The 20,956-nt window shown below is 66.4% G+C and carries 18 protein-coding genes; 3 read left to right on the top strand and 15 right to left on the bottom strand.

The window, feature by feature from the left end; all coding sequences use genetic code 11:
- The gene (locus tag ARTSIC4J27_RS08250; protein WP_015937412.1) at positions 1 to 339 is read right to left on the bottom strand and encodes a P-II family nitrogen regulator; all 339 of its coding nucleotides are present in this window, start codon (positions 337 to 339) and stop codon (positions 1 to 3) included.
- Positions 336 to 1,703: an ammonium transporter gene (locus ARTSIC4J27_RS08245; RefSeq protein ID WP_050054713.1), complete on the bottom strand. Its 1,368-nt coding sequence runs from the start codon at positions 1,701 to 1,703 to the stop codon at positions 336 to 338. Before ARTSIC4J27_RS08245 ends, ARTSIC4J27_RS08250 begins: the two co-directional genes overlap by 4 nt.
- A gap of 226 nt (positions 1,704 to 1,929) precedes the next feature.
- Here ARTSIC4J27_RS08245 and ARTSIC4J27_RS08240 point away from each other — a divergent pair, with 226 nt between their 5' ends.
- On the top strand, positions 1,930 to 3,171 hold the full coding sequence (locus ARTSIC4J27_RS08240) for an MFS transporter (RefSeq protein ID WP_050054712.1): 1,242 nt from the start codon (positions 1,930 to 1,932) through the stop codon (positions 3,169 to 3,171).
- 15 nt (positions 3,172 to 3,186) lie between these two features.
- On the opposite strand, the gene ftsY is transcribed toward ARTSIC4J27_RS08240, so the two are convergent.
- From ftsY to coaD, 9 genes are all read right to left on the bottom strand, one after another.
- Positions 3,187 to 4,392 (bottom strand): signal recognition particle-docking protein FtsY, encoded by a 1,206-nt coding sequence (gene ftsY / locus ARTSIC4J27_RS08235; RefSeq protein ID WP_050054711.1) that lies wholly within the window; start codon positions 4,390 to 4,392, stop codon positions 3,187 to 3,189.
- Positions 4,393 to 4,464: 72 nt separating this feature from the next.
- Positions 4,465 to 8,052 (bottom strand): chromosome segregation protein SMC, encoded by a 3,588-nt coding sequence (gene smc, locus ARTSIC4J27_RS08230; RefSeq protein ID WP_200900769.1) that lies wholly within the window; start codon positions 8,050 to 8,052, stop codon positions 4,465 to 4,467.
- A 134-nt stretch (positions 8,053 to 8,186) separates the two neighbouring features.
- Positions 8,187 to 9,317, bottom strand: a complete 1,131-nt coding sequence (locus tag ARTSIC4J27_RS08225) for a TolB family protein (protein ID WP_327077641.1) — start codon at positions 9,315 to 9,317, stop codon at positions 8,187 to 8,189.
- Positions 9,314 to 10,597: an MFS transporter gene (locus ARTSIC4J27_RS08220; protein ID WP_235436608.1), complete on the bottom strand. Its 1,284-nt coding sequence runs from the start codon at positions 10,595 to 10,597 to the stop codon at positions 9,314 to 9,316. Before ARTSIC4J27_RS08220 ends, ARTSIC4J27_RS08225 begins: the two co-directional genes overlap by 4 nt.
- Before the next feature lie 131 nt (positions 10,598 to 10,728).
- Positions 10,729 to 11,697 carry a bifunctional DNA-formamidopyrimidine glycosylase/DNA-(apurinic or apyrimidinic site) lyase gene (mutM, locus tag ARTSIC4J27_RS08215; protein ID WP_050054710.1) on the bottom strand — a complete coding sequence of 323 codons (969 nt, stop codon included), beginning with the start codon at positions 11,695 to 11,697 and terminating at the stop codon, positions 10,729 to 10,731.
- A gap of 5 nt (positions 11,698 to 11,702) precedes the next feature.
- On the bottom strand, positions 11,703 to 12,431 hold the full coding sequence (gene rnc / locus ARTSIC4J27_RS08210; RefSeq protein WP_050054709.1) for a ribonuclease III: 729 nt from the start codon (positions 12,429 to 12,431) through the stop codon (positions 11,703 to 11,705).
- Between the two features lie 21 nt (positions 12,432 to 12,452).
- Complete coding sequence (gene rpmF, locus ARTSIC4J27_RS08205) at positions 12,453 to 12,656, bottom strand: 50S ribosomal protein L32 (RefSeq protein WP_009356569.1); 204 nt, start codon at positions 12,654 to 12,656, stop codon at positions 12,453 to 12,455.
- Positions 12,657 to 12,692: 36 nt separating this feature from the next.
- Positions 12,693 to 13,217: a YceD family protein gene (locus ARTSIC4J27_RS22095; RefSeq protein ID WP_083435371.1), complete on the bottom strand. Its 525-nt coding sequence runs from the start codon at positions 13,215 to 13,217 to the stop codon at positions 12,693 to 12,695.
- A 123-nt stretch (positions 13,218 to 13,340) separates the two neighbouring features.
- Positions 13,341 to 13,841 carry a pantetheine-phosphate adenylyltransferase gene (gene coaD / locus ARTSIC4J27_RS08190; protein ID WP_050054708.1) on the bottom strand — a complete coding sequence of 167 codons (501 nt, stop codon included), beginning with the start codon at positions 13,839 to 13,841 and terminating at the stop codon, positions 13,341 to 13,343.
- Positions 13,842 to 13,884: 43 nt separating this feature from the next.
- Between coaD and ARTSIC4J27_RS08185 the strand changes: the two genes are divergently transcribed.
- On the top strand, positions 13,885 to 15,114 hold the full coding sequence (locus tag ARTSIC4J27_RS08185; RefSeq protein WP_235436604.1) for an aminotransferase class I/II-fold pyridoxal phosphate-dependent enzyme: 1,230 nt from the start codon (positions 13,885 to 13,887) through the stop codon (positions 15,112 to 15,114).
- A complete protein-coding gene (locus ARTSIC4J27_RS08180; protein WP_050054706.1) occupies positions 15,114 to 15,902 on the top strand; it encodes a spermidine synthase in 789 nt (262 codons plus the stop codon). The genes ARTSIC4J27_RS08185 and ARTSIC4J27_RS08180 overlap by 1 nt, the downstream gene beginning before the upstream one ends.
- Before the next feature lie 23 nt (positions 15,903 to 15,925).
- Here ARTSIC4J27_RS08180 and rsmD read toward each other — a convergent pair whose 3' ends face one another.
- Genes rsmD through thiL form a run of 4 tightly spaced genes read right to left on the bottom strand, consistent with a single transcriptional unit; the run spans position 15,926 to position 20,913 of the window.
- The gene (gene rsmD / locus ARTSIC4J27_RS08175; RefSeq protein ID WP_050054705.1) at positions 15,926 to 16,558 is read right to left on the bottom strand and encodes a 16S rRNA (guanine(966)-N(2))-methyltransferase RsmD; all 633 of its coding nucleotides are present in this window, start codon (positions 16,556 to 16,558) and stop codon (positions 15,926 to 15,928) included.
- Positions 16,559 to 16,603: 45 nt separating this feature from the next.
- Positions 16,604 to 18,868 carry an ATP-dependent DNA helicase RecG gene (locus ARTSIC4J27_RS08170; RefSeq protein WP_050054737.1) on the bottom strand — a complete coding sequence of 755 codons (2,265 nt, stop codon included), beginning with the start codon at positions 18,866 to 18,868 and terminating at the stop codon, positions 16,604 to 16,606.
- On the bottom strand, positions 18,858 to 19,844 hold the full coding sequence (locus ARTSIC4J27_RS08165) for a DAK2 domain-containing protein (protein WP_050054704.1): 987 nt from the start codon (positions 19,842 to 19,844) through the stop codon (positions 18,858 to 18,860). Before ARTSIC4J27_RS08165 ends, ARTSIC4J27_RS08170 begins: the two co-directional genes overlap by 11 nt.
- A 22-nt stretch (positions 19,845 to 19,866) precedes the next feature.
- Positions 19,867 to 20,913, bottom strand: a complete 1,047-nt coding sequence (gene thiL, locus ARTSIC4J27_RS08160) for a thiamine-phosphate kinase (RefSeq protein WP_050054703.1) — start codon at positions 20,911 to 20,913, stop codon at positions 19,867 to 19,869.
- Positions 20,914 to 20,956: the final 43 nt, after the last annotated feature.

The raw sequence follows: 20,956 nt of genomic DNA, 5'->3' as shown, positions 1-20,956 counted from the left end.
TTAGATCGCGGCGACTCCGCGTTCCCCGGTGCGGACCCGAACTGCTTCGAAGACGTCCATGGTCCAGACCTTGCCGTCACCTGCCCTGCCCGTGTTCGAGCTGGCGATGATGACGTCCAGGATGTCATCGGCCTGCTCGTCCGTGGCCAGGACTTCCACCCGGATCTTGGGCAGCAGGTCCACGTTGTACTCGGCTCCGCGGTAGACCTCGGTGTAGCCGCGCTGCCGGCCGTAGCCGCTGGCCGCGCTGACCGTCAGGCCCTGTACGCCATAGGCTTCCAGTCCTTCCCGGATGGCTTCGAGCTTTTCCGGCCTGACGATTGCGGTAATCAGTTTCATGCCCCCACGCTTTCCTTGCCTGTTGCTGATTCCTTCTTCGGCGCAGCAGCCGCGTCGGCAGCCTGTGCGCCTTCCTGCTGGCTCTTGCCGGTGATCATCTCGTGCAGCGGCTGGAAGCTCCCGCCATGGCCGCCCACACCGAACTCGTAGGCGGTTTCGGCGTGCAGGCTGAGGTCCACACCCACCGTTTCCTGTTCCTGCGAGACCCGGAAGCCCATGGTCTTGTGGATGGCGAAGGCGATGATCGCCGTCAGGATTGCGGAGTAGGCGATGGCGATGCCTGCTGCTGCAAGTTGTGCCCACATCTGGGTCATACCGCCGCCGTAGAACAGGCCGCCGCCCACGCCGTCGGTAGGCAGTGCGATGAAGCCCAGGGCCACCGTGCCGATAATGCCGGACACAAGGTGGACGCCGACGACGTCAAGCGAGTCATCGAAGCCCCAGCGGAACTTGAGCCCCACGGCCAGGGCGGAGGCCGCGCCGGCTACCAGGCCGAGGCCGAGGGCACCGACGGGGCTGACGTTTGCACACGCGGGGGTGATGGCCACCAGGCCGGCAACTACGCCGGATGCTGCGCCCAGGGAGGTGGGGTGGCCGTCACGGATGCGTTCGGTGACCAGCCAGCCGAGCATTGCCGCTGCAGGAGCCGCCAGGGTGTTGACCCAGATGAGGCCGCCCTGCTCAGCGGAAGAGGCCAGGCCGCCGTTGAAGCCGAACCAGCCGAACCACAGGATGGCTGCACCAAGCATCACGAACGGAATGTTGTGCGGGCGGTGGTTCGGGTCCTTGCCGAAGCCCTTGCGGTTACCGATGATCAGGACGAGGATCAGAGCCGCCACACCGGCGTTGATGTGGACAACGGTGCCGCCGGCGAAGTCGATGGCCGGGCCGAGTGCCTGGCCGATCGCACCTTCCTCACCGAAGAGGCCGCCACCCCAGACCATGTAGGCCAACGGGCAGTAGACCAGCGTTACCCACACGGGGACGAAGACGCTCCAGGCGCCGAACTTGGCCCGGTCAGCGATCGCGCCGCTGATCAGGGCCACGGTGATGATCGCAAAGGTTGCACCGTAGCCGACAAGGATGAGGCCGTCCGGCGAATCCGCCGTGTTGACTCCCTCGAGACCAAAGCTGGCGAAGGGATTCCCGACGATCTGCAGGAAGCCATCACCGCCCGTCATGGAGTAGCCCCACAGTACCCACACAACGCTGACGATGCCGATGGAGATGAAGCTCATCATCATCATGTTCAGTGCTGCCTTGGCACGGGTCATGCCGCCGTAGAAAAATGCAAGGCCAGGTGTCATGAACAGCACAAGTGCTGCCGCCACCATGAGCCAAACGTGACCTGCGGTAAGTTCCATGGTGCACGTCCTCTCTCATCGAATGTTGCGGAATCCTCCGCCTGCCAACGCCTTTTTGCGTCCTGTAAAGAGTGTGTCGTTGGCGTGTTTCGCCCGCGGAGGATTTAGATTGCCGGCCTGTTACAAGAACCTCTAGGAAGTAAATGGTGCATATCGCACTTGTTACGGTTGTGTTTCATCGATCCCGCAGGCCCCTGGCCCTCCCCACTGCAAGGAATTGCGCACCATGACGGCAGCACCCCGCGGAAGCGGCGCCACTTCAAGGATCCTGGCCCGCCTTCGGCCGCAGCGGGACCCGCTGCCGCGGGACATCAAGGTGATGCTCGTCGCCGCGTTCCTGATTGCGCTGGGATTCGGGCTTGTTGCGCCCGTATTGCCACAGTTCGCCACAACCTTTGGGGTAGGCAACACCGAGGCGTCGGTGATCGTTGCCATCTTCGCCTTCATGCGGCTCGTGATTGCCCCCGCCGGCGGAAGCCTGATCGGCAAAGTGGGAGAACGGCCCGTTTACGTGGCGGGGCTGCTGATCGTAGCTGTGTCCACGGCAGCCTGCGCTTTTGCCCAGAACTACTGGCAGTTGCTGCTCTTCCGCGGGCTCGGCGGCGCAGGGTCAGTGATGTTCACGGTGGCGTCCATGGCTCTGGTGGTCCGGCTGGCACCGCCGGAAAGCCGGGGCCGGGTGTCCGGGGCCTACGCGTCGGCGTTCCTTGTTGGCAGCGTGTGCGGCCCCATTGTGGGCGGGCTGCTGGCCGGGTTCGGCCTGAGGGTCCCGTTCCTGGCGTATGCCGCGGCACTGATTGTTGCCGCGGTGGTGGTACAGACGCAGCTGAGCCACCAGCGCCGCGGGTCGGCGCAGGCGCAGCAGCGGGCACCGGAGATGAAGTTCGGGGAGGCGCTGGGCACCGGGGCTTACCGGGCTGCGCTGGCATCCAGCTTCGCGAACGGATGGGCCACGTTCGGCGTGCGGATGGCGACGGTTCCGCTGTTGGCGGCTGCCGTGTTCGGGGCCGGTCCTGAGGCTGCGGGGCTGGCGCTGGCCGTTTTCGCCGCCGGCAACGCCGCGGCGCTGACCTTCTCCGGGCGCCTGGCCGACACTATGGGGCGCAGGCCAATGATGATAGCGGGGCTGCTGGTGGCGGCCGCCGCCACTGCCGGCATCGGCTTCACCGACCAGCTCCCCTGGTTCCTGGCCGCCTCGGCACTGGCCGGCGTCGGCTCCGGGCTGTTCGGGCCGGCGCAGCAGGCAGCTGTCGCGGACGTGATCGGCAATGAGCGGTCAGGGGGCAAGGTGCTGGCTGTGTACCAGATGCTGTCCGACGTCGGCGCGATCGTTGGGCCGGTCCTGGCCGGCGTGCTGGCGGACCGTTTAGGGTATGGCTGGGCTTTTGGGGTCACCGGCGGCGTCATGCTGGTTGCAGCCGGCGCCTGGTTCGGGACCAGGGAGACCCTCAAGCCCGGCAAGGCGTGAGGGTCTCCGGCGGGACTAGTTCAGCAGGGCGTCCACAAACGCTTCAGGTTCGAAGGGTGCGAGGTCGTCAGCGCCTTCGCCCAGTCCGATGAGCTTCACGGGAACGCCAAGTGACTTCTGGATGGCGACCACGATGCCGCCCTTGGCAGTGCCGTCCAGCTTGGTGAGGACGATGCCCGTGATATTGACCACCTCGGAGAAAACGCGTGCCTGGTTCAGCCCGTTCTGGCCGGTGGTGGCGTCCAGCACCAGGAGGACCTCATCCACCTCCGCCAGCTTTTCCACCACACGCTTGACCTTCCCGAGCTCGTCCATAAGGCCGACCTTGTTCTGAAGCCGGCCGGCGGTGTCGATCATGACTACATCGACCTCCTGGTCGATCCCGGCCTTGACCGCCTCGTAGGCAACCGAGGCGGGGTCTGCGCCGTCGATGTCCGATTTCACGGTGGGCACTCCCACGCGCTGGCCCCAGGTTGCCAGCTGTTCGGCGGCGGCAGCACGGAACGTGTCCGCCGCGCCGAGCAGGACGTCCTTGTCCTCCGCGACGAGGACGCGGGCGAGCTTGCCCACCGTGGTGGTCTTGCCGACGCCGTTCACGCCCACCACCATCATCACGGCAGGTTTGTCGGCGTGGCGCTGGACGTTCAGCGTGCGGTCCATGGTGGGATCAACGAGCTTGATGAGTTCCTCGCGGAGCAGCACCTTGACCTGCTCCGGCGTCCGGGTTCCCAGCACCTTGACGCGCTCACGCAGGGCATCAACCAGCTGCATGGTGGGTTCGGTGCCAAGGTCCGCCAGGAGGAGGGTTTCCTCTACTTCGTCCCAGACGTTTTCATCGATCTTGTCGCTGGACAGCAGGGCCAGGAGCCCCTTGCCCATAATGTTGTTGGAGCGGACCAGCCGTTCGCGAAGGCGCATGAGCCGCCCGGCCACAGGCAGCGGCGTCTCCACCGGGATGACTTCCAGCCCCGCCGCATCGTCGGGGACCGTGGTGGTGTCCAGCTCCTCCAGATCCACGGTGCCGGCGGGCGTGCCACCGGTGGTGGCCGGCCTGTCCTCGACGGCCGTGCTGCCGCCCCGGGGCAGTACGGGATCGTTGGCATCACGGGTGCCCGGGTACTGGTTGATGTTTTTCCGCGTCTTGAGCAGGACCGGAATCAGCCCGCCAATAACCGCCAAGGCAGCAACAATGGACAAAATTATGGGGAGGATGTCATTCACTCCCCTAGCTTCTCACACACGCCTCACACGTGATTGACGCCTGACGCACGCAAGGTTCACCGGCGCCCGCGCCTATACCTCTGCTCCCAGGCGCTGGCTGATCACGGTGGAGACGCCGTCGCCCCTCATGGTCACGCCGTAGAGCGCGTCCGCGACCTCCATCGTCCGTTTCTGGTGGGTGATGACAATGAGCTGGCTGGATTCCCGGAGCTCCTCAAAGATGGTGATCAGCCGGCCCAGGTTGGTATCGTCCAGCGCAGCCTCCACCTCGTCCATGACATAGAACGGCGACGGGCGGGCCTTGAAAATGGCCACCAGCAGGGCGACGGCGGTCAGCGAGCGCTCGCCGCCGGACAGGAGCGACAGCCGCTTGATCTTCTTGCCGGCAGGGCGGGCCTCCACTTCGATGCCGGTGGTGAGCATGTCCCCGGGATCAGTGAGGACAAGGCGGCCCTCGCCGCCGGGAAAAAGCCTGGCGAAAACCCTGATGAACTGCGCCTGGGTATCTTCGAAAGCTTCGGTGAAGACCCGCTGGACGCGGTCATCCACTTCCTTGATGATGTCCAGCAGGTCCTTCCGGCTGGCTTTGAGGTCCTCCAACTGCGTGCTGAGGAACTGGTGGCGCTCCTCGAGCGCGGCGAATTCCTCCAGGGCCAGGGGGTTCACCCGGCCCAGGCTGGCGAGATCCCGTTCAGCTTTGCGGAGCCGTTTTTCCTGTTCCTCGCGGACGTAGGGCTTTCCCTCGACGATTTCGGTTCCGCCTGCATCCACCGGGGCGCGCAGGGCAGCCCACTTGTCGCTGCTTTCTTCGGCCGGCACCGGGACGGGAACGTCCGGCCCGAAGTCCGCCACCAGGGCGTCCGGGGTGATGCCAAGTTCATCGATGGAACGGCTTTCGAGGGCTTCAATGCGGGCCAGCTGCTGCGCCCGGGCCAGCTCATCCCGGTGCACATTGTCCGTGAGTTCGGCCAGTTCCCGCGCAAAGGCGTCGTTTGCTGTCCGGAGGTGCAGCAGTTCCCGGTCCCGCTGTTCCCGGTTGTCCTCGGCAAGGTCGCGTTCGTGCCGTGCCAGGTCCACGGACACGTCCATGTACCCCATGGCGAGTTCGACGGCGGTTGCGACTGCCGCGGCACGTTTCGCCTGGGCGCGGCGCCGGCGGGCGCGTTCGGCTGCTTCCTCGCGGGCGCGGCGCTCCGTTGCTGCCGCACGTTCCAGTGAGGCCACCCGGTTTTGCGTGGCGGTCAGTTGTTCCTCCGCGCTGCGCAGTGACAGCCGGGCCTCCACCTCGGCGGCCCGGGCAGTTGACGCTGCCGCTGCCAGGGCATCCCGATGTTCCGTGGACGGCTCCTGCTCCAGCGGCGCTTCCTGGGCGGCGGCCAGCCGGGCGGCCACGGCAGCGAGGGCTTCCTCCTCCGCCGCGACGTTGTGCTCGGCCCGTGAAAGGGAGGCAGCCAGCCTCTCGCTTTCACCCACGGCGCTGCGCAGCACCGAGTTGAGGTGTCCCAGGCGTTCGGCAACAGCTGCCAGCCTCGCATCCGATTCATGCAGCCGGTCCAGGGCGGCGTCGGCCCGTTCCTGCGCCTCCGCCCGCCTGGCCTCTGCGCCGGCCAGGGCGAACCTGCTCCGTTCAAGCCCGGCGGTAACGTCTGAAAGCTGGCCTTCGGCGTCGTCCACTGCCGCCTGGACTTCCAATAGCGACGGCGCCTTGGCTGAGCCGCCGGTGGCGGACACGGCAGTGAATATGTCCCCGGCCCGGGTCACCGCGGTGATCATGGGATGGGCTGACACCACCTGGGCAGCTGCTTCGATGTCGCTGACGACGGCGGTGCCCGCCAGCAGGTGCCGCACTGCGGCGGCGGAGCGGCCGGCGTCCCTGACAAGTGCGGCGGCCCAGGCTGCCCCCTCCGGAAGGGACGGCGGTGAGCCGGTCTGGCCTCCTGAGGCGGCACCCGGGGAAGCCAGCAGGAGCGACGCGCGCCCGGCGTCGTCATCCTTGAGGACCTGGACCGCGGCTGCCGCTGCCTCTTCGTCATGGACCAGCACGGCTTCCGAGGCCTCCCCCAGTGCCGCTGCTATTGCGGTCTCAAAGCCCGGTTCCACGGTGAGTTCCCCGGCCAGGGTTCCGAGCACACCGGTCACGCCTGACTGCAGGACGTGCCCGGCACCGTCTTTCCGGGTGAGGCCAAGCTTCAGGGCATCAAGGCGCGCCACCAGGGCGTCACGCTTCCGGATTCCTTCGCTGACCGCGGCGGTCAGATCAGAGATTTCCTGCAGCACCGCGTCCAGGGCGTCGCTGGCGGCCTCGTAATCCGCGTCAAGGGATTCCTCGCCCTCCTCCACGCCGGCCACCTGGTTTTCGAGCGCCGTGTATTCGGATTGCGCGCTGGCACGGCGCTCCAGCCCGGCAGCCTGCGATTCCCGCAGCCTGCCCAGCTCGGCCTGCGCGGATTCCACCCGGGACCGCGCCGCGGCAACCTGTCCGGCCAGGCGCGCCAGTCCTTCGCGCCGGTCGGCGGCCGCCCGCAGCACTGCCGTCAGCCGCTTGTCTTCAGCAAGGGCTGCCGCTTCGGCTTCAGCCTTTGCTGCACTGGCTGTTCCAAGGGCGCTGCGCTTGTCCAGGAGGTGGCGTTCGAGTTCGGCGAGCTCCGCGCGGACGCGCGCGGCCTGCCGTTCCAGCTGTTCAGGGTCCCGGCCGGCGGGAGCCGGTTCAGCGGAGCCGAGCAGGCGGCTGCGTTCCTGGGCCAGCGATCCGAGGGACCGGAGCCGTTCGCGCGAGGCGGTCAGCCGGTACCAGGTGTCCCGTGCGGCGTTCAGCTTCGGTGTTGACTCCGCGGCCAGCTGTTCCAAGGCAGCCTGCTGCCTTCGGCCGGCCTCAAGCTCCTGCTCGACGGAGGCACGCCGGGTTTTCAGGGCAGCTTCGTCTGCCACATCCTGTTCCAGTGCTTGCTGCAGCTGGACCAGGTCGTCGGCCAAAAGCCTGGCCCGCGCGTCGCGGACGTCGAACTGGACGCGCTGTGCCCTGCGGGCAACTTCAGCCTGTTTGCCCAGCGGGGTGAGCTGGCGCCGGATTTCCCCCGTGAGGTCGGTGAGCCGCTGAAGGTTGGCCTGCATGGCCTCCAGCTTGCGCACCGTCCGCTCCTTGCGACGGCGGTGTTTGAGGATGCCGGCTGCCTCCTCGATGAAGCCGCGGCGGTCCTCCGGGGTGGCGTGCAGGACCCTGTCCAGCTGGCCCTGGCCGACGATGACGTGCATTTCGCGGCCCAGGCCGGAATCGGACAGCAGTTCCTGGATGTCCAGCAGGCGGCAGCTTGCACCGTTGATCGCATATTCGGAACCGCCCGCGCGGAAGAGCGTACGCGAGATGGTCACCTCGCTGTACTCGATGGGCAGGGCACCGTCGGTATTGTCGATGGTCAGCGAGACGTGTGCGCGCCCCAGGGGCGGCCGGCCGGAGGTTCCGGCGAAGATGACGTCCTCCATCTTCCCGCCGCGTAGCGTTTTGGCACCCTGTTCGCCCATGACCCAGGCCAGGGCGTCCACAACGTTGGACTTGCCGGAGCCGTTCGGGCCCACCACGGCGGTGACGCCGGGTTCGAACTCGAACGTGGTGGCGGACGCAAAGGACTTGAACCCCCGGACGGTCAGGCTTTTGAGGTGCAAGGCTTTTCGGATCTCCTGGGTGGCGTGGGGCGGATGCTGCTTCCCTGCACCAAATCTACTGCGTTGTGGCGCAATGACCCGGATTTACGCCCCGCCTCAGTTGTATCCGGTTCCTCGGAAGGGGCGGATAAGCGTCAGTGGACCACCGCGGGAGACCATGCGTGCTCGATGAACAGCCGGGGAGCCGCTCCGGCTTCGATGGCAACCGCCCAGACATCGCTGTCCTGGCCGGTGTCATCCCGGGGTACACCGTAAACCACGGTGCTGTTGTCCAGCCATTCAAGCTGGTCGTCAATGTCGCGCTCCTCGCCCAGGACGGTTTCCTTCCCGGACGCGAGGTCCAGCACGGCGATGTTCCGGTGCCCCACCAGGGTGCCGGTGCTGCTCTTTTTGAACGCGATCCGGGTTCCGTCCGGTGAAATCGACGGGCACTCAACGCCTGACGCCACTACCGTCAACGTCCTGGCGGTAAGGTCGCCCCGGACGAGCCAGATATGGCCCTGTGATGACGCGGTGGCGTAGAAGCCGGCGGGATTCCCCGGAATGAAGGTGACGCCCCAGATATTCCGGTCGGAAGCCTTGATCCGGGTTCCGTCTGAAATCAGCGAAAACTCTTCCAGGTTGCCGTGGACGGTACCGTCCCTGCCGCGGATGACGGTCTCCGTGGAAAAGCCGGAGGAGGCGTAGGAGTGCCCGGAAACAAAAACTGTGGTGCCGATCAGCGAGCTATCTCCGCTCAGCCTCGTCCTGCTGGGGATGCCTCCCAGCATCCAGGAATCAAGGCGCTTCAGCGACGAATCGTAGGTCGCGGCCTCGTATTTTGTGGGAATCCCGTTGATGGTTTGCAGGCAACTGACCAGTTCCCTTGAGGCGTAGACGCGGTCACAGGCGTGACCGCTCAGGGCACGTTCCCCGGAAGGATCGGCCAGGGCAACCGTGGCAGCTTGTCCGTAACCATGCCCGGACGCCGTATTGCGGAACATCAGAAACGGCTCCGGCGGCAAGGCCGTGGCCGGGACCACCTTCACCGGGGATGCGGCTTCCTGGCTGGCCTGTTCCTGCTGGAACGCCGCGAGTCCGTAGGCTCCTGCCCCGGCGAGGACCAGGGCGGCCACTGCCAGCAGGAGCACCAGCCGCCGCCGGCTACCCGCACCGGGTGCGTCAAGCCCGGTGCTTCTGTACTCATCGGAGCCACCGGCGCCACGGGTGCCACCGGGGCCAGGATTGCGGCTGCCTGGGGCAGTATCCACGGTGGTCCTGCTCACAGCGCCGCTGCCTTTCCGGCCGTGCCGCGAAGGACAAGGGCGGCGGCCGGCACAGCCAAAACCAGCAGCCCTGCCACACAGGCGGCTGCTGCGACCGGCCCCAGCAGGTACCAGAGGAGGCCGAAGCAGGTTGTGGCGGCCATCCTGCTGACTGCCACCACCGTCTGCGCGGTTCCCAGGGCAGTTCCCAGCCGTTCCGGTGGAGCCAGTTGGCTGACGAGGGCCGACAACACGCCGTCGGTTGCGGCATAGAACACTCCCAGCAGCACCAGGCAGCCGAGCGTGGCGGCGGTCCCGCCGAGCGGAAGTACGGCCAGCACGTAACCGGCGAGGAGCGCCACGTGGCCGGCCAAAAAGACCGGGACCCTGCCCCAGCGGTCAGCCAGCCGGCCCAGCGGAATTGCGAATACCAGGAATGCCACGTTCGTTCCCACGTAAAGGAGTGGAAACCACTGGACAGCAAAGGCTTCCCGGTGCTGCAGGAGGAGATAGACAAACCCGTCGCCGATGGTGAGCAGGCCGAGCAGCCCTGTGACCGCCACGAGGCGGGCCATGCCCTGGTCCTTGAGGCTCGACCATTTCAGCTGTGACCAGCGGAAAGCGGGCCGGGACGTCCCTCCGGCCTGCCGGGACGCGGGCTTCAAGGTGTCCGGCACCACCAGCAGCAACACGGCCACGCCGATGATGGCGAAGGCCAGGGACACGACAAACACCGTGTTGAATCCGCTGGGTATAAGCATCAGGATGAGGAAGGCGATGAGCGGACCGGCAGCAGCACCGATGTTATCCAGCATCCGGTGGATCCCGAATGACCGGGCCAGGTACTCGGGCTGCGCGGCTGCCGAGATCAGGGCGTCGCGGGGAGCCGTCCGGATGCCCTTTCCGATCCGGTCCCCGGTGACGATTCCGGCGATGGCCCAAAATCCTCCGGCGAAAAGGAAGCCGATCCTTGCCACCATGGACAGCCCGTAGCCGGCCACGGCCACGCGCTTGGGGTGGCCTGTGCGGTCCGAGACCCATCCGGCCCCGATCCGGACAATGGCACTGGCGCCCTGGTTAATACCGTCTATGACCCCAAAGGCGATGGTTGACAGCCCAAGAAACCCGGTGATGTAGAGCGGAAGGACGGCGGCAACGGACTCGGACGATATGTCGGTCATCATGCTCACGACGCCGAGCCAGATGATCACCGGTGACAACCTGAAGGCTGTCGGGCCGCGGCTGCCTGTTTCCTGCAGGTCCTGCTGGCCGCCTTTGCGGTCCGACATCGAGATGTACAACGGCTGCCCGTTCCTGTTGTCCGGCAAGGGGGCCATGCGCGGGCGGGCTGCGCCTGGCCTTCACGGACAAAGTTTTGCAGCCGGGTCCACATTGCGGAACCGAAGAATCCGCAGAATATCCGGCCGGCGGATTACCAGCGGCCGTTGCGGGGACGCGGCTGGCACACCGGGCAGGTGTGCGAGGAACGGTTCATGAACTGGTCGCGGCGGATCAGGGCGTGGATTCCCGCAGCGGCACAGCGATGGCACGGCTGGCCCTCCCGGCCGTAGGCGTTAAGGGACCGGTCGAAGTACCCGGAGGCACCGTTGACGTTCACGTAGAGGGAGTCGAAGCTTGTTCCGCCGGCGGCCAGGGCATCGAGCATCACGTCACGGGCGCTGCCCAGCACCCTTTCGGCCTCGGCACGGCGAAGGGTGTCTGTGGGCCGGGCGAAGTGGAGGCGGGAACGCCACAGCGCTTCGTCGGCGTAGATGTTGCCGATGCCGGATACCAGGCCCTGGTCCAGCAACGCCCGTTTCAGGCCAGTTTTACGTTTGCGCAGGCGGCGGTAGAAAAGATCGAACGAGAAGGCGGGGTCCAAGGGATCCCGGGCGATGTGGGCCGCTTCCTCTGCAATCAGCGGAAGGGGTGATTCAGCGAGGCCGCCAGGGCCGCCGTCGTCCGTTGGTACCAGGGAGGTGACGAACAGGCCGCCGAAGATCCGCTGGTCCACGAACCGCAGCTGCTCGGGCATGCCGTCACGTGAGCCCAGCCGGAAGCGCACTTTAAGGTGTTTCTCGTCCGGGACGTCAGCGTCCTGCATGAGGAGTTGGCCGCTCATGCCAAGGTGGGCCATCAGCGCGACGGCGGGACGCCCGTTCCCTGACGGTTCGTCAGCGGTGCCGGCGGTTGCGTCAAGCAGCGGCATCCAGAGGAATTTGCCGCGCCGCACGACGTCGGCCACGATGGCGCCTTCCAGGTTTCCGACGAAATCCCCGGCCCCAAGCGCATGGCGCCGGATGGAGCGGTCATCAAGGACGTCCACACGTTCGATGATCCGGCCGCGGACCCAGCTCACCAGGCCGCGGCGGACCACCTCAACCTCGGGCAGTTCGGGCACAATGCCTACTTGGCGGCCACGGAGCCGGCGGACTTGCCCCCGGTGTGGGAAGCCGCAGTCCCCGAAAGAGCACGCCAGGCGTCGGCGGCAGCTTCCTGCTCCGCTTCCTTTTTCGAGTGGCCGGTACCACTGCCGTAGGCCGTGCCGCCGATGTGCAGGACTGCGGTAAAAACCCGCGCGTGGTCCGGCCCGGACCCGTCCACCGCATAGTGGATGGTTCCGAGCTGGCGGCTGGCCGCGAGTTCCTGGATGCTGGTTTTCCAGTCGGTCCCGGCACCCAGGGCAGCGGCGTCCTTCAGCAGGGGCCCGATCAGTCGCATCACCAGCTGGCGGGCCGTCTCGATGTCGTTGGACACGTAGGTGGCGCCGATCAGGGCCTCCATGGTGTCCGCCAGGATGGACGCCTTGTTTTTGCCCTCGGTGAGCTTTTCGCCCTGTCCGAGGTAGATGTAGTCGCCAATGCCCAGGCTCCGCCCGATGCCGGCGAGGGCGCGGGTGCTGACCACGGCCGAGCGGCGCTTCGCGAGATCGCCTTCGGGCAGGTCAGGATTGTCCCGGTACAGGGCGTCCGTCACGGAGAATCCCAGGATGGAGTCACCCAGGAATTCCAGCCGCTCGTTGGTGGGGATGCCGCCGTTTTCGTAGGCGTAGGAACGGTGTGTGAGCGCAAGACGAAGCGTCCCGGCGTCAATGGAGACACCGAGACGCTTCAAAAGCTCTTCAGTTGAAGACATCATGTCAGCCTGAGGGGCCGATTAGACGTCCGCGACCTTGCGGCCCTTGTACTCAAGGAACAGCGCGGTGCCGGCCGAATCGGTGACGACCTTCGCCTGGTGCGGCAGGCTGTAAGTAACCTGGCCGTTCTCCACGGTCTTCACCAGGTGGGGGGCGGTCGCCTTCCACTGCGAGCGGCGGGCGCGGGTATTCGAGCGAGACATTTTCCGCTTGGGAACAGCCACGGCTAACTCATTTCTCTCTAGACAAACACGTACAAATCAATTTTGCCGGTCAGGCTTAGCCATATCAGCTAGGGCAGCCCAGCGAGGATCCAAGACCTCGTGGTGGTGCCCCGGCTCGTCTTCCAGGCGAGCTCCGCATTCGGAGCAAAGGCCCTGGCAGTCTTCCCGGCACACCGGCTGGAACGGCAGATTGGTGACAACCGCGTCCCGCAACACCGGTTCAAGATCGATTACATCGTGCTCGACTCGACGTTGCTCTTCATCATCTTCTTCGTCCGAAAGCTGTACGCCCTCATAGAAGAAAAGTTCTTGCACATTGACCTCAAGGTCATACGCAAGGGGATCCAGGCATCGGCCGCATTCACCGGTTACTTCGGCAAGTGCGGTTCCGGATACCAGAATTCCTTCGTGTACGGCCTCAAGCCTCAGATCCAGCTCGATATCCGAGCCTTCCTGAACACCAATGAGCGCCACACCAAGATCACCCGGTGCGGGTACATGTTCCTTCAGTGTCCGCATGCTTCCCGGACTGCGTCCGAGGTCCTTGACGTCGAACGCCAGGGGCGAACCAGCATCTCTTTTAATGAGAACTCCTGTTGAACATATGACCGACGTACCATCTTAGCCTGAAGAGCCGCGGGGACTCAAACCAGCCAGCGGGGACCGCCGAAGTACCTGACAAGCCTACCCTCTTGGCTGCTGATCCTCCGCCGACCCGCCCGCGAGCATTCTCCGGTGCACGGATCTGGGGACGTAGTCGGAGACGCTGCCGCCCAGGCCCGCGACTTCCTTGATCAAAGTTGAGGACAAGTGGATGTAGTGGGCCTCGGCCGGCAGGAAGACTGTTTCCACACCGCTCAACTGCCGGTTCATCGTGGCCATGGGCAGCTCGTAGTCGAAGTCGGAAGACGATCTCAGGCCCTTGACGATGGCCGACACACCCCGCTGCCGGCAGTACTCCGCGAGGAGCCCTTCGCCCACGGGTTCCACCACGATGCCCTTGAGCGACGCCAGGGTTTCACGGGCCATGTCCAGGCGCTCCCCCAGCGCGAACCGGTACTTTTTGGCCGGGTTGGTGGATACCGCCACTATTACTTCGTCAAACAGGCTGGCGGCCCGGGCAATAACCTCGAGATGGCCGTTGTGGATGGGGTCGAAGGATCCGGGGCAGACAGCGCGTCTCATGCTCCGAACCTACCCCATGGAAAGGCCGGGATACCATGACTGGATGCATCCACCACGGGAAGTTTCCACCCCCCTGGCCCCTGCCCCCTGGCAACGGACCGCGCTCGGCGCCAACCTCCTCGGGCCGGATGGCGGGCTGGGCGTCACCATCTTCGAAGAGATGACCACCCTCGCGGCGCAGACCGGCGCCATTAACCTGGGCCAGGGCTTTCCGGATGAGGACGGTCCGCTGGAAATCAGGGAGGCTGCCCGCGCCGCCATCGCCGCCGGCGTGAACCAGTACGCCCCCGGCAAGGGAATCCTGGAACTCCGGGAAGCAGTGGCCGCGCATCAGGACAGGTTCTATGGCCTGTCCCTCGACCCGCAGACCGAGGTCATCGTTACCACCGGCGCCACCGAAGGTATCGCCGCTGCCCTGCTGGCCTTTACCGGCCCCGGGGACGAGGTCCTGACCTTCGAGCCGTTCTACGATTCCTACGGTGCGGTGATCGGACTGTCCGGCGCCACGCATGTCACGGCGCCGCTGCTGGCCCCGGATTTTATGCCGGACCTGGCCGCCCTGGAAGCGGCCTTCAGCGAACGGACCCGGGCGGTGCTGCTGAACAACCCGCACAACCCCACGGGTGCGGTTTTTCCCCGGAGCATCCTGCAGCGCGTTGTCGACCTGGCCCGGAAGCATGACTGCCTGATCATCACTGACGAAGTGTACGAGCACCTCACGTTCGGCGCCCGCCACGTGCCCGTGGCTTCCCTGCCCGGAGCCGCCGGCCGCACCATCACCATCTCCTCGGCCGGCAAGACGTTTTCGCTGACAGGCTGGAAAATCGGCTGGGTGACGGGCCCGGAGGAACTTGTATCCGCTGTGCGGACGGTCAAGCAGTTCCTCACCTACAGTTCGGGCACCCCCTTCCAGGCGGCCATTGCCACCGGCCTGGGCCTGCCGGATGCGTTCTATGAGGACGTTGCCGCCACCCTGAAGCGCAAGCGGGACATCCTCAGCGACGGGTTGAGGGCGGCAGGCTTCGACGTCTACTCCCCGCAGGGTACGTACTTCGTCAACGTCGACACTGCCCCGCTGGGAATCCATGATTCGGTAGACTTGGCCCGCAGGCTGCCAGGCCTGGTGGGAGTGGCAGCCATTCCCGTCCCGGTCTTCTGCCATGCGGAAGGTGCGGAGCGGACGCGCAGCCTGCTTCGCTTCGCCTTCTGCAAAAAGACCGACGTCCTTGAGGAGGCTGCCGCCCGGCTGGCCACCCTTGGCGGACTGGTCTGATGCAGGCAGGCAGCGGGCGGGCGGCGGCCCGGTTCCTTCGCACCAGCGGGCAGCACGCAGCCATCGAACCGGACGCTTTCACTGAGGGCAGCTATGTGCTCAGTATCGGCGGCGCTGAACAGTCGCACGTGAACCTGGCGCGGCCGGATGAGATCTTCTACGAATACCTGAGGCGGATCGGGCACCTGGTGGACCTTGCGGGTCCGGCAGGAACGCCGGTCACGGCGCTGCACCTGGGAGCGGGGGCCCTGACGTTGGCCCGCTACATCCAGGCGACCCGGCCGGGCTCCACCCAGTACGCGGTGGAGCTGGAGCGCGAACTGCTTGATTTCGTCCTGCAGCAGCTGCCCCTTCCCGAGGGGACCAACCTGCACACCGTCATTGGAGATGCCAGGGATGCACTGACGGACCTTGAGCCCGGCCTCCTTTTTGACGTGGTGATCCTGGACATCTTCTCCGGGCCCGAGGCCCCGGCGCATCTTGCGTGCACGGAGTTTTACAGCGAGCTGCGGGAACGGCTGGCCCCGGGCGGGCTCCTGATCGTCAATGTGGGCGACGAGCCAGGCCTCACCCTGCTCCGCAGCCAGGTGTCGGCGATGCGGCGCGCAATGGCTGACGTCGCCGCCTTTGCTGAAGCAGGCATGTTCGAAGGCCGCTACCCCGGGAACATCATCCTGGCCGGCACGCAAACACCCTGGCCCGCCGGCTGGTCCGAGGAATTGACCGCCCGGGGGCCGCATCCGGCGAAGGTCCTGGCCGGAGTGGACCTGGACGCACTCGCCGTCTGAGGCGGCCTCGCGGGGAAGGTTTCCTACTGGGTGTTCCCGCCCGCATCCGCGCCTTCGGCCTCCAGGACCTCGGCATCGACGGCGTCGGGGACAAACGGCTCAGCGAACCACAGCCTGGTTTCGCCGTACTTTTTCTCCGCGAACCGCGCCAGCCCGCCCGGCCAGGCCGGCTCCGGCGAGCGGGACGACCTCTCCACCACCACCACGGCCGCCGGTGTCAGGTGCCCGGCCAGCTTTTCGAGCACCGCGGCCAGAGCCACCTCCTCCAGCGGATAGGGCGGGTCCAGGAACACCAGGTCCCAGGTTGCGGCGGCATCGGCGCGCTCAAGGAATGGTTCCACCTTGGACCGGTGGACCGTCACGGCTTTTCGGCCCAGGACCCCGTTGATGAGGTCCGCGTTGCGCTGGCACACAGCACTCGCCTTCGCATCGGACTCCACGAGGTCCACGGTTTGGGCTCCCCTGCTGCCGCTCTCCACACCGAGGGATCCCGAGCCTGCGTAAAGGTCCAGCACCCTGGCGCCGCTGATGACATCAAAGGCATCAAGGCGCGAGAAGAGCGCTTCTTTGACCCTGTCGGTTGTGGGCCTGGTCAAGGAGCCCGGGACGGCCTGCAGGGGTGTACCGCCGGCTGCGCCGGAAATGATCCGGCTCACTGGAGGCCTCTGCTTCCGCCGGCGCGCATTGTGGGGTCCGCCTTGCTAACCGCGTTCAAGGAACGCCTCCTTTTCGGGGTTGAGGTACTTCTCGATGGCTTCGGCCAGTTCCTGATGTCCAGCCAGCGAGGGGTCCTGTGACACGATCTGCTGGGCGTCGTCCCTGGCCCGGCTGATGACGGCTTCATGCTCAAGCACACGCAGCAGCCGAAGGGTGGAGCGTCCGCCGGACTGGGAGGCACCGAGGATGTCGCCCTCGCGGCGGAGCTTGAGGTCCTCCTGGGAAAGCTCGAAACCGTCCGTGGTGGCGGCTACCGCCTCCAGCCGCTTCCGGCTGGGGTGGCCGGGCTCCAGGGCGGTGACCAGCAGGCAGGTTCCTGGCAGCCCGCCCCGGCCCACCCGGCCGCGCAGCTGGTGGAGCTGGGAGATGCCGAACCTGTCGGCGTCGAGGATGACCATCAGCGTGGCGTTGGGGACGTCCACGCCCACCTCAATAACGGTGGTGGAGACGAGCAGTTTGACCCGGTTGTCCACGAAGCCGGCCATGGCGGCGGCTTTCACGTCCGGCAGCTGCCGCCCGTGCAGCGGGGCCACGGGGACACCCGCAAGTGCCGGCTCGGCCAGGAGATGTTCGACGACGGCTGTCACCGACGCGAGTTCGCGCCCGTTTTCCCCCTCAGGGCCATCGGACAGGTCCGCTTCCTCCGGGCTGAAGTCGCCGTCGTCGTCGGTGCCGATCTTGGGGCAGACGACATACACTTGGTGCCCGTTGTCGATTTCCTCGCGCGACCGGGCCCAGATGCGTCCGGCCCAGGCCGGGTTTTCGGCAAGGCCCACCAAATGGGTGCTGATCGGGGCCCGGCCTTCGGGCAACTCGTCCAGTACGGAAGTTTCAAGGTCCCCGAATACGGTCATGGCCACAGTGCGCGGGATGGGCGTGGCAGTCATGACCAGCAGGTGGGGCGGCTTCCGTGCCTTGGCACGGAGGGCGTCCCGCTGTTCCACACCGAAGCGGTGCTGCTCATCCACCACGATCAGGCCAAGATCGTAGAAGCCCACGTTGCCGCTCAGCAGGGCATGGGTGCCGATAATGATCCCCGCCGTCCCGGATGCAGCATCGAGCAGTGCCTGCTTGCGGGCGGCGGCCGGCATGGAACCCGTCAGCAGGGTGACCTGGACGGAGGCGGTGTCCAGCCCGCCCAGCAGGCCGTCCCTGGAGAGCGGTCCGAGGGAGCGGCGGATCGACTCGTAGTGCTGGGCGGCAAGGACTTCGGTGGGTGCCAGGAGCGCGGCCTGTCCCCCGGCGTCCACCACCTGCAGCATGGCCCGCAACGCCACGATGGTCTTGCCGGAACCCACTTCGCCCTGCAGCAGCCGGTTCATCGGGGAGTCGTGGGCAAGTTCGGCCGCCAGGGTCTTGCCGATGGCGGCCTGCCCCGCCGTGAGCGTGAAGGGAAGGTTTGCATCGAAGGCTTCCAGCAGTCCGCCCGGAACCTGCCGCCGGGCGGTGGCTTCCTCCGCAGCCAGCTGTGCCCGGCGCCGGGCCAGGGCGGACTGCAGCACCAGCGCTTCGTGGTACCGGAGCCGGTCCCGCGCCCGCCGCCAGTCCTCGGCGGATTCGGGCGCGTGGATAAGGCGGTAGGCCTCGGCTACCGGAAGGAACTTTTCACGCCGGGCGACGGCGGGCGGAACGGGATCGGGCAGAGTATCCAGGTCCAGGGTTTCCAGCAGCGTATGGACGGCCTTCTGGATCTTCCAGCTGGGCAGCTTGGCAGTGGCCGGGTACACCGGGATGGGCATGGCGGCCAGTTTTTCCGGGTCCTGGCTGCCCTCGCTGAAAGGATCCTCATCCAGGAGCTGGAAGTCCGGGTTGGTAAGGCCCAGTTGGCCTTTGAACCTGGTTACTTTTCCGGAGAACAGGGCCCGGCGGCCCTGCAGGAGGTCCGTCTTTGCTTTGTACCCGTTGAAGAAGGTGATTTTGAGGGTGCCGGGGACTTTTCCGCGGTAGTCCGTGCCGCCGACCAGCCGGAGCCCCTGCTGCCCGTCGTCGTCGGACACGATGACGTCTGTGATGGTGCCGCGGCGGGCCTGCATATTCCGGGTACTGCTGGAGAGCACCCTGGCGATGAGTGTGACCTCTTCGTCGAGGGGAAGCTCGCTGATGGGCGTCAGCTCGCCGCGGTTCATGTAGCGGCGCGGGAAGTAGTTCAGCAGCCCGTCAACGGTGGTGATGCCCAGATGCTTCTCGATGACGGTTGCGGAACGCTTTCCAAGCCGCCGTTCCAGCGCAAGATCCAGTTCAGCGGTCATGCCCACTGGAGTTCACTGCATCCGTGTGGGGTTCGCGCGGGAGCGCGAGTTCGCTGATACTGAGCTGGGAAGGTTCCCCCAGGGCCCGGATGATGCTCACGGCCGGTTCCGGCTGGGGAACGTGCACATGGACCCGCCAGCGGTAGTTCCCGTCAGCGTCCTCGTTGCCGCCCACCTGGCTCATGATGACGGACTCGCCGATCTCGTCCAGCTGCTGGCGGAGGGTGGCTGCGTGGAGGGGCGAAAGGTTGATGGTGAACATGACTTCAACGCCGTCATCGTCGGGCAGGGCGGTGTGGATGTGGGGATCCGAGACGTCATAGCCATGCAGGCCGTCGAGCAGCTCACTCTGGAGTTCTTCACCCAGGACCGCGGAACGGAGGCAATCCAGGATCAAAAGCATTCCCACTCCGCCCGCGTCCACCACCCGGGCCGAGGTCAGGGCGTCCAGCTGGTCCTCGGTGCGGATCACGGCAGCCAGGGCACCCTCAACGGCTGCGTCCAGGGCAAGGCCCAGGGCGTGGTTGCTGTCGTCACCATTTTGTCCGGCGTCCACCGCAGCGGCGGCCCGCGCCGCTGCCTCCATCACTGAAAGCATGGTCCCCGGGACGGGGTCGCTGAGGGCTGACCACGCCCTGATCTGGGCACGGTTGAGCGCTGCGGCAAGAAGCGTGGACGTCAGCCGGGTGTGGCCCGCCAGGGGTTCAGCCGCGGCGCACAGGAACACGGAAAGCAGGGTTCCCGAGTTTCCGCGGGCCTCCTCCATCGCCGCCTGGCCGGCGGCAGCAAGGACGACGCCGACATCCAGCTGGGCAGGCTGGTCTTCAGCGGCAACAGCGGACCGGGCGGCCGCACGGACGGTCAGGTACAGGTTGGTCCCGGTGTCCCCGTCCGCCACGGGGAAGATATTGATGGCGTTGAGGCGGTCGCTGTGGTTCCCAATGACGGTCTCAGCCTTGCTCAACCACCTCTTCATCGCTTGCGCGTTGGCGGCAACCTTAGTGTGCAAAGTGATCCCATCCCCCGGCGTCCGCGGGCCGGCCCGCAATTGTGACGCTCGGGCTTTCATTGCTTTCCAGTGCTTGTACTGAGCCTATCGCAGCGAATCCGGGAGGCAGCTGAACATCAGCAGGGAATGTGGCCAGCAGGCCGTGGTCCTCCCCGCCGTTGAGCACCCACGCCACGGGATCCGTTCCCAGCAGGTCCGAGGCAGGCCGCAAGACTTCCCCCAGCACCTCCAGTTGCGCCGGATCAAGATCGAGGGTGGTGCTGCTGGCCGCGGCCATCCGCAATCCATCCCGCAACAGGCCGTCCGAGACATCGAGCATGGCTGTGGCACCGGCCGCCCGCGCTGCGGGGCCGGCACTCAGCGGTGGCCTCGGCCTGCACTGCAGGTCCAGGAACACCCGCTCACGTCCGCCCAGAGCTTCGACGGGTACGGAGGACTCCAGAAGGGCCAGGCCGGCGGCCGCATGTCCGGCCGTGCCGGCAAGCGCGAGGACGTCCCCCGGCCGCGCACCGGACCGAAGCACGGCACGGCCGCCGTGGAGGGTGCCGAGCACGGCAGCAGTGACAGAGATTTCCCGGCCGCGCCCCAGATCGCCTCCTGCCACCGAGCATCCCGCGGCCCCCAGCTCCCTGATGGCCGCCGTCAGCCCGTCCGCCAGGTCCTCCACCCAACTGGCAGGTGTCTCAGGTGGAAGGGTCAGGCTCACCACGAGGGACGTGGCGGTGGCTCCCATGGCGTTGATATCGCTCAGGTTCTGCGCCGCGGCCTTCCAGCCGACGTCGAAGCCGGTGGTCCGGTAGCCGTTGGGCCATTCCAACCGGAAATCCTGGTCCTGGACCTGCGTGTCGATGCTCACCACCGTCTTCCCGTCCGGCGCTGCAACCACGGCGGCGTCGTCCCCCGGCCCCAGCAGCGTGGCCTGGGAGTGAGACGCCGGCATGGACAGGCGGGGGAAGATCCGCGCCAGCAATTCGGCTTCGGACAGCGCACCGACGGCTGTGGGCTGGGGGTGGGCGGTTAAACAGTTCTCTGGCACGCCACTACGCTACAGCGGACCCCGGACATTGGCGGCCCCCACA

This window comes from Pseudarthrobacter siccitolerans, from assembly GCF_001046895.1.
Lineage (GTDB): Bacteria > Actinomycetota > Actinomycetes > Actinomycetales > Micrococcaceae > Arthrobacter > Arthrobacter siccitolerans.
Note: the sequence above shows the minus strand (reverse complement) of the source record. Positions and strands in the feature narration are given on the sequence as shown.